Below are 8,044 nucleotides of genomic sequence, written 5' to 3' on the forward strand. Positions count from 1 at the left end.
CATTCGACAGGATTTGGCTAAATGACCTTTGAAAAGCGGTTTTCGGTACCCGCTTTCAGGTAAGCATCGAACACCATACAGATATTGCGAATCAGCAGTCGACCTTTAGCGGTAACAAACAGGTCGGTATCGCTGACCTGAATCAGACCATCCTCAATCATCGGCGTCAAATTTCTCAGTTCATCGGCAAAGTATTCGTCGAAACGGATATTCCAGCGATCATCGAGTTGTTCAAAATTCAGGTGGAAGTGACTGATCAGACGGGTAATGACATCACGGCGCAGTTCGTCGTCTTCGGTCAGTTGCACGCCACGGAATACCGCCAGGTGCCCAGCATCGATCGCGGCATAGTAATCGGCCAGAGACTTATAGTTCTGCGCATAGGTGTTGTTGATCAGAGAAATCGACGTCGCCCCCATCCCGATCAAATCGCAGTCGGCGTGAGTCGAATAGCCTTGGAAGTTGCGGTACAGAGTTTCGTTGCGTTGCGCAACCGCCAGTTCATCGTCCGGTTTCGCAAAGTGATCCATGCCGATATACACATAACCGGCTTCGAGAAGACGTTCGGTAGTGGCGTGCAGTATCGCCAGTTTTTCGTCCGCCGAAGGCATATCCGCTTCGCTCATTTTCTTCTGCGTCGGGAACAGACTCGGCATGTGCGCATAGTTGAAAATCGAGAAGCGGTCAGGTTCGGCTTCCAACACTCGATCCAGCGTATGGATAAATCCCTTCTCGGTCTGGAAAGGCAGACCGTAAATCAGGTCGACATTCACCGACAAAAAACCGTTTTCACGCGCCGCCTCCAGCACTTCAAACGTTTCGGCCTGAGTCTGAATACGGTTTACCGCCTTCTGTACTTTTTCATCGAAATCCTGCACTCCGAGGCTCATGCGGTTAAAACCGAGCTGGCGCAAAAGCTGTACCGATTCGCGATTGGCTTCGCGCGGATCGATTTCGATCGAATATTCGCCGGAATCGTCGTTATACAGATTGAAATGCTCGCGGGTTTTTTCCATTAAAGCGCGCATTTCGTCGTGATTGATGAAGGTCGGCGTTCCACCGCCCCAATGCAGTTGTTCGACCATTCGACTGGAGTCAAACAATTTCGACTGCATTTCAATTTCTTTGAAGAGACGTTCCAGATAAGGCGTGGTTTTGGAGCGGTCGCGGGTCCAGACCTTATTACAGGCACAGAAAAAACACACCGTATCGCAAAACGGAATGTGAAAATACAACGATAAAGCCCGACTGGTGGCATTACTGCGCTTGGCGGCTTCGGCGTAATCTTCCAGCCCGAAATGCTCTTCGAACTGCACCGCGGTCGGATAAGAGGTATAACGCGGTCCTGTCTGGTTATATCGCTTGATCAGCGCCTCGTCGAACTGAATTTTCTGTTCCATTTTCACAGCCTTCCATTTTGCTCTTCTGAATTGAAAAGCATACGCCATCCGCCGGCAAAAAAAGTTAATTCATCTCAAGACTTCCGGCGAATCAGCCAAACCTGATGGATTTTTGCATTACGCTCGAAATCTTTCGGCATGGTCGCCCGGGTAATGTCCTCCACGGCGTAATTATCCGATACAGCCGCATCAAGCCTGAATTTGCGCAGGTTGTTGGAAAACACCAATACCCCGTTCGGATTCAATAACGCCATCGCCTGATCGACCAGCATTGCGTGATCGCGCTGAATATCCAGCACCCCTTCCATCTTCTTCGACGAGGAAAACGACGGCGGGTCCATAAAAACGACATCGAAACGGCGTTTCGGTGCAGCAGCCTGTTCAGCAAGCCACACCAGTACGTCGGCTCGCTCGACCTGATGCTGTTTCTCGTCGATGCGATTGGCCCAGAAATTATTCTGCGCCCAGAACAGATAAGTTTTCGACATATCGACACTGAGGCTGGATTTTGCCCCTTGCGCTGCAGCAATTGCACTGGCAGTCGCGGTGTAGCAGAACAGGTTCAACAGGGATTTGCCGCGTGCCAGCTCGGCAACTTTGGCCCGCACGTCACGATGGTCGAGAAACACGCCGGTATCCAGATAATCATGGAAATTAACGCGCAGTTGCACGCCATTTTCAATCACGGTATGGAACTGCTTGCTTTCATCCATGCGTTCGTACTGACTGCTGCCTTTCTGGCGCTGGCGGACTTTGAACACAATTCGTTCGGCATCCATTTCAAACACTTCAGGTAGAACCGACACGGCCTCATGCAGACGCTTTTTCGCCTTGGTACGATCTACCGATTTCGGCGCGGCATACTCATTTACCACCAGCCAGTCGCCGCTGTCTTCAGTATCGTAATAGTCGATCGACAGGGCATATTCCGGCATGTCGGCATCGTAGACGCGGTAAGCGTTAACCTTCTCTTTTTCGGCCCATTTTCGGATCGCCCGTAAATTTTTGCGCAACCGGTTGGCAAACATCCGAGCCCCTTCGCTGTCGGACAGCTCCGGGAAAAACTGCTGAATCTGCTGCGCCAGTTCCGCGCCGCCTTTGATGGCCGGCTCACGATGATATTCCTTATCCAATTCGAAACGCAGTAACTTGCAGCTCATAGGACCATTGGCAAAATCGTGTGAACGCTTGGCTTTAATCCCCAGATACATACCCAATTCCGGGTTACAGGTTAAAATCGCCGCCTGCCAACCATCGAATTCATTTTTCAGATAATCGCCGAGGTGAGTGTATAACTCCTTCACCTCTTCCAGCTCACCCAGTCGTTCTCCGTAAGGCGGGTTACAGATTACCAGACCCGGTTGCCAGTCGCCCCATCGGCGTCCCTGCTCGACCGTCATCTGTTTGATTTCAATCGAATCGTCGTAACCTGCATTGGCGATCGCCTGATGCGCAATATCCAGCGACTTGTGCGAAGCATCCGAACCGTAAATATCCGGTAAATGTCGCAGCCCTTCGGCTTCGCGGACTTCCGCTTCCTCTACCAGAGAACGCCATAATTTTGCATCGTGCTGCTTCCAGCGATTCAGCAGCATACGCTCGGCCTTTTCCAGCCCCGGCGCCAAGTCGGACGCCATCATGGCCGCTTCGACCAGAAAGGTTCCGGAACCGCACATAGGGTCGTACAGACAGCCGCCCTGTTTGGCGATTTCCGGCCAACCAGCACGCATTAGAATCGCCGCGGCAACGTTCTCTTTTAAAGGTGCAGTTACCTGCTGACCTTCTCGATAGCCACGCTGATGCAGGCTGTAACCGATCAAGTCGATACTCAGCGTTAATTTATTGCGGTTCAAGTGGCCGTGGACTCGTAGTTCCGGATCACGGGTATCGACTTTCGGGCGGCTATTGGACACCTCTCGAAAATAGTCGACGATGCCATCTTTGATTTTCAAGGTGCCGTAATGACTGTGATCGATACCGACCCCCTGACCGGAAAAGGAAACCGCAAAGGTGCCAAAGGCGTCCATATGCTGCTGCCAGTCCACTCCGGCAACCTGAAGAGTCAGGTCTTCCTGGTTGTCGAGCTCGACATCCAGTAGCGTCAAGAAAATCCGGTTTGCCAGACGCGACCACAGACAAGAACGATAAAGCGTTTCCAGATCGGCTTCAAAACTGACGCCGCGCGGCTGCGCCTTGACTTCTGTCGCACCGAGAGACATCAGTTCTTCACGACACAATTCACTTAAGCCGCCGGCGGTGGTGGCAAAACATTTCAACATACAACATCCAATAGCGTAAAAAACAGCGATTTCCAACCTTCGAATAATCAAAAGGCCACAAACCGAAAATAGGGCTATCATTTTAAACGCTTTTACTGCAAACCGATACGCTGTTTCAGTAGAATAGGAAATCAAACGGCGCTGGGAAATGCTTACAACAAGGTTGCCGACAAAGATAAAACACAAGCGAGCTCGTCTTATGAAACCAGGTATGTTCCTTTATCCGCTAATCACCGCCGTGGCGCTCCATGCCGGTGCACTATCCGCCAATACTAACGATCAGGGCGACGATTTCAAAAATTGGCTGAATCAGTTCACATTGAAAGCGGAACAGGCCGGCATCGGCGAACAAACCCTCAAGCTCGCTTTTAAAGACCTTACGCCGAATCCTCAAGTACTGGAACTGGATCGCAGACAACCGGAATTCGTCAGCACCTTTTATGATTACTTCCGACGGGCAGTCAGTCCGACACGGATTGCCAACGGAAAAAAGAATTTCGCTCAACAACGAACGCTGTTAGAACAAGTCACGCAAAAATACGGCGTACAAAGCCCATATCTGGTCGCTTTTTGGGGAATGGAAACCAACTACGGCGGCTATACCGGCAATCTCTCGATTATCCGTTCTTTGGCAACTCTGGCGCATGACCCGAGACGCAGCGAATTTTTCAGCAGCGAACTGCTCAGTGCTCTGAAGATTCTTGACAGAGGCCATGTTCAACTCGACGAAATGCGCGGATCCTGGGCCGGAGCCATGGGACAGTGCCAGTTTATGCCGAGCAACTATCTACGCTACGCGGTCGACGGTGACGACGACAACAAAATCAACCTTTGGAAAAGTCTCCCAGATGTATTCAATTCCGCGGCGCATTTTCTCAACGAACTCGGTTGGCAGGCCGGTGAACCCTGGGGGAAAGAAGTCGTTCTGCCGAAAAACTTCGACTTCTCACTTGCCGACGGCAAAAGCAGCCGCTCAATAACGGAATGGCAGGGGCTGGGAGTTCGCTTCGTTCATACCAGTAAAGACGAAGTCATACCCGGCCAGGCCAAACTGGTATTGGCCAGCGATTTCCGCGGCCCGGCGTTTTTGACCTTTAAGAACTTCGACGTCATCAAACGCTGGAATCGTTCCGATAAATACGCCATTGCCGTCGGTGTACTGGCCGATGAAATTTCCGGCAAACCCGGACTGACTTACCAGCAGCCGAAAGACGATTCCGGCCTGGATCTGGCCGAAGTTAAACAAATTCAATCTCTGCTTAACGAAGCCGGTTACGATGCCGGTAAACCGGACGGCATCATCGGCAGCAAAACGCGTGGCGCGCTTCGTGCTTATCAAATGGACAAAGGGTTGCCGGCCGACGGCTATCCGTCAATGAGAATGTTGAATCTACTTAGCGCCCAACCTTGAAACAGCTTAAAAAGCGGGAGAAATCTGCATGACTCATCCAGTCGAACCCCAGAGTTCGGATACTCGAACAAACAGTGCTGGAAAACTGCCTTATCGGTTATGGAAGCTGCAAACCCGTCTGTTACAGCTGCAACACCGTCTGCGAAAATTACGCCGTAACGCTTCGGCAAGCAGTCAACAAGAACCTTAAAATACAGATAAAGTAACGAAAAGACAGAGCCAAGAAACGGTCTGACTTAGAAATGCACATGCAGAAAACGGACAAAAGTCATTCCGACATGAATCGGCAGTAAAACAGATAGTGAAACGCTCTTCAGCGATTTGGATTTCTTCTAAGGACCTGCGCCTTTAAGCAAACGAGTTTTCATTGCCCACAACTCGATGCCCGATTTTCAGGTCTATTCCCCAATTCACCTGCAAAACCTCGCGCGGCCGCATTTTGTTATTATTGTTTCGTCTGTTCCCACAAAAAGGAACCGAACGACCTACCTCGTTTTGAGAATCAACACTGAGGAGGAGCTGAAAATAGACCATCCGGTTCAAAGCGAAACCCGACAGCGCAAATCCAAAAACGCTGCCGGAAATCAAATCATATCAAATTAACACAGATTTTTCATCGCGCTGACGCTTTTACCCAAAACGACCGCTGTCTTATCTGAACTCATCTCTTTATAACCGCTACGTCCGTACTCTTTTTTCAGATCGCGTTTATAGGCTTTAAAGAAATCGGCAACCAAATCGTGGCCGTAAAGCGCTACCGCCCAGTATTCATCTTTAGCGGCATTGTATTCCAGTTTAACCGCAGTCAACGGATTGGTCGCAGGACCTTTCATGACCTTACCGCCTTTGGTCGGATCATACACCGAGTTATGTGCGCAGCAGGTAATCATCCCCGGGCCCTCGGCAACGTCACTGTGTTTCGGATTGAAATTGATCATGCTGAAATTCTTATTCGGATATTGCAGCTGATGCGGACAGATCGCCAGAAAAGCGACCACCGACTGGTGCGGCCCACTACCGCCAAGCCATTTGTATTTGCTGCCGTTCTCTTCACTTAGTTCTGCTTGCTTGAGCGGTGCGCCCATATCGATCAGAAAACACGGCGTGCTTTTATACGGATACGGAAATTGATATTCGGTTTTCACTTGAATGTCTTTGCTTCTAAGCGGACTACCGTCTTCTTTGGTCAGCAAGCTTTTCGGAAAAGCGATCTCGCTTGCGTGCACTAAAAATTGTGGAACGAATGAGGCGGCAACACCCATACCGCATGCTTTAAGCAATTCTCTTCGATTCATTTAAAACTCCAAAAAGATAAAAAGAAACCTTTACAGAATCCGCATTTCGAGAAACAGCCTGTAAAGGTTTTCAATTAAGAGAAAAAGTCTAAACTCATGGCTGGCCGATTAACGGAACATGTCGTTAAACATACCTTCAGCCCACGCGATGTTTCCTTGACCCATCGCCGGAGTCCATTTTTCTTTAAGAGTGACATCGGTGAACCCGGCCAGAGTGCGTCCGTCGTACTTATATTTGGCATCAACCATAATCGATTCCAACGGTTCGGTTTTGACCGCCGAGAAGCAGATGGTTTGCGGGCTTTCCCAGGTCGGCAGTTCTTTACCTTGCGCGTGATAAGCAACCACTTTCGCAACATAGTGCGCTTCGGAGTTGGAAGTGTTACCGGATTTTGAATATCCCATCGGACGTGCATCACCGGTGACATAGACGTGCTCGTCACCTTTTGCCTGATAGGTGAACGGATCGATATCCGCTTCCATCTGCGAACCTTCCTTGGTCAAGCCCATGATCTCGATCAGCTTGGCACCGCGAACAGAAGGATAGATCGCCGCATCGGCGAAATCATAGGTATCTTTGAAGCCGTCGGTTTCGGCAATAACCTGCTGTTTCTCAGGATCGACACCGGTAATATTCACACCTGGAATATACTGGACGTAATCCTTGTACAGATTATCAAAAGCGTGGTGGAAACCTTCTGCCTTAATAGTGATGTCCGGGTTCTGATCAAGCAAGATAACCTTACCTTTGATCTTCTCGCGTTTCATATATTCGGCAATCAGGCACGTACGCTCGTAAGGCCCAGGCAAACAGCGGTAGTTACCTTTCGGCACAGTCTGAATAAAGACGCCGCCTTCAAAATCTTCAAGCTTGCCTTTCAGAGTTAAGTGTTCGGAACCCGGCATAAAACCGGCCGGGAATTTTTTGCGTAACATGAATTCCTGTTCCGGGTTCACGCCGATCGATGCATAGTTGTAATCGATCCCTGGAGCAACAATCAGGTAATCGTAATCGATACTGCCCTGATCGGTATAGACGACACGGTTTTCACGGTCGGCGTTGATCACGGTTGCATTGAAGAAGATGTAACCGTTATTTTTGGCAGCATCATCGTAGGAGTGTAGAAGGAAATCGGTATCAACCGCTCCTGCCAGCCAGATATTACTGATCGGGCACGACATAAACAGGCTGTTTTTTTCAACCAGTACGATATCCAGCTTGTCGTAGTATCTTTTTAAATATTTGGCCATTGTCAGTCCTGACCAGCCACCGCCGACAACAACGACACGCGGACCTTTCGCAGCGGGCAAACTTGCTTTACCACTTACGATTGAAAACGCATCACTACTGCCTCCCTCGTCGCTACCCATCATAGATTCAATCGTACTACAACCACTCAAAGCGGCTGTACCGGCACCCGCTGCAGCAGTTCCAGCAGCTATTTTTAATAATCCGCGACGAGATATTGATTCACTCATACCCTACTCTCCTACTTCCCATGTATACCAATAATCATAAATATTATTTATGGTTTATTTATTTTTAATATCCAAATCAACATAGCTAATCCGGACGAGAACCAAGAGTAAGAAAGTAAAAATTTATTGTCTAATTAAACAAATATATAGCCCATTACGTCGGGTTATAAAGTCATATTA

Annotated in this window: 6 protein-coding genes; 2 read left to right on the forward strand and 4 right to left on the reverse strand. The window is 49.4% G+C overall.

Translation table 11 applies throughout. From position 1 onward, the window contains the following. Positions 1–17: 17 nt before the first annotated feature. Both hemN and rlmKL read right to left on the reverse strand, forming a co-directional pair. Positions 18–1,400 (reverse strand): oxygen-independent coproporphyrinogen III oxidase, encoded by a 1,383-nt coding sequence (hemN, locus tag H8792_RS07765; RefSeq protein ID WP_185978376.1) that lies wholly within the window; start codon positions 1,398–1,400, stop codon positions 18–20. A 74-nt stretch (positions 1,401–1,474) separates the two neighbouring features. Beyond that, positions 1,475–3,679 carry a bifunctional 23S rRNA (guanine(2069)-N(7))-methyltransferase RlmK/23S rRNA (guanine(2445)-N(2))-methyltransferase RlmL gene (gene rlmKL / locus H8792_RS07770; RefSeq protein ID WP_185978377.1) on the reverse strand — a complete coding sequence of 735 codons (2,205 nt, stop codon included), beginning with the start codon at positions 3,677–3,679 and terminating at the stop codon, positions 1,475–1,477. Between the two features lie 199 nt (positions 3,680–3,878). On the opposite strand from rlmKL, the gene H8792_RS07775 reads away from it, so the two are divergent. Then, positions 3,879–5,090, forward strand: a complete 1,212-nt coding sequence (locus H8792_RS07775; RefSeq protein WP_185978378.1) for a lytic murein transglycosylase — start codon at positions 3,879–3,881, stop codon at positions 5,088–5,090. Between the two features lie 28 nt (positions 5,091–5,118). Then, a complete protein-coding gene (locus tag H8792_RS07780) occupies positions 5,119–5,280 on the forward strand; it encodes a hypothetical protein (RefSeq protein ID WP_185978379.1) in 162 nt (53 codons plus the stop codon). A 409-nt stretch (positions 5,281–5,689) separates the two neighbouring features. Here H8792_RS07780 and H8792_RS07785 read toward each other — a convergent pair whose 3' ends face one another. Both H8792_RS07785 and H8792_RS07790 read right to left on the reverse strand, forming a co-directional pair. Further along, positions 5,690–6,385 carry a Rieske (2Fe-2S) protein gene (locus tag H8792_RS07785; protein ID WP_185978380.1) on the reverse strand — a complete coding sequence of 232 codons (696 nt, stop codon included), beginning with the start codon at positions 6,383–6,385 and terminating at the stop codon, positions 5,690–5,692. A 108-nt stretch (positions 6,386–6,493) separates the two neighbouring features. Next, on the reverse strand, positions 6,494–7,864 hold the full coding sequence (locus H8792_RS07790) for an NAD(P)/FAD-dependent oxidoreductase (RefSeq protein ID WP_185978381.1): 1,371 nt from the start codon (positions 7,862–7,864) through the stop codon (positions 6,494–6,496). Between the last annotated feature and the right edge of the window lie 180 nt (positions 7,865–8,044).

Source organism: Thiomicrorhabdus heinhorstiae, from assembly GCF_013391765.2.
Classification (GTDB): domain Bacteria; phylum Pseudomonadota; class Gammaproteobacteria; order Thiomicrospirales; family Thiomicrospiraceae; genus Thiomicrorhabdus; species Thiomicrorhabdus heinhorstiae.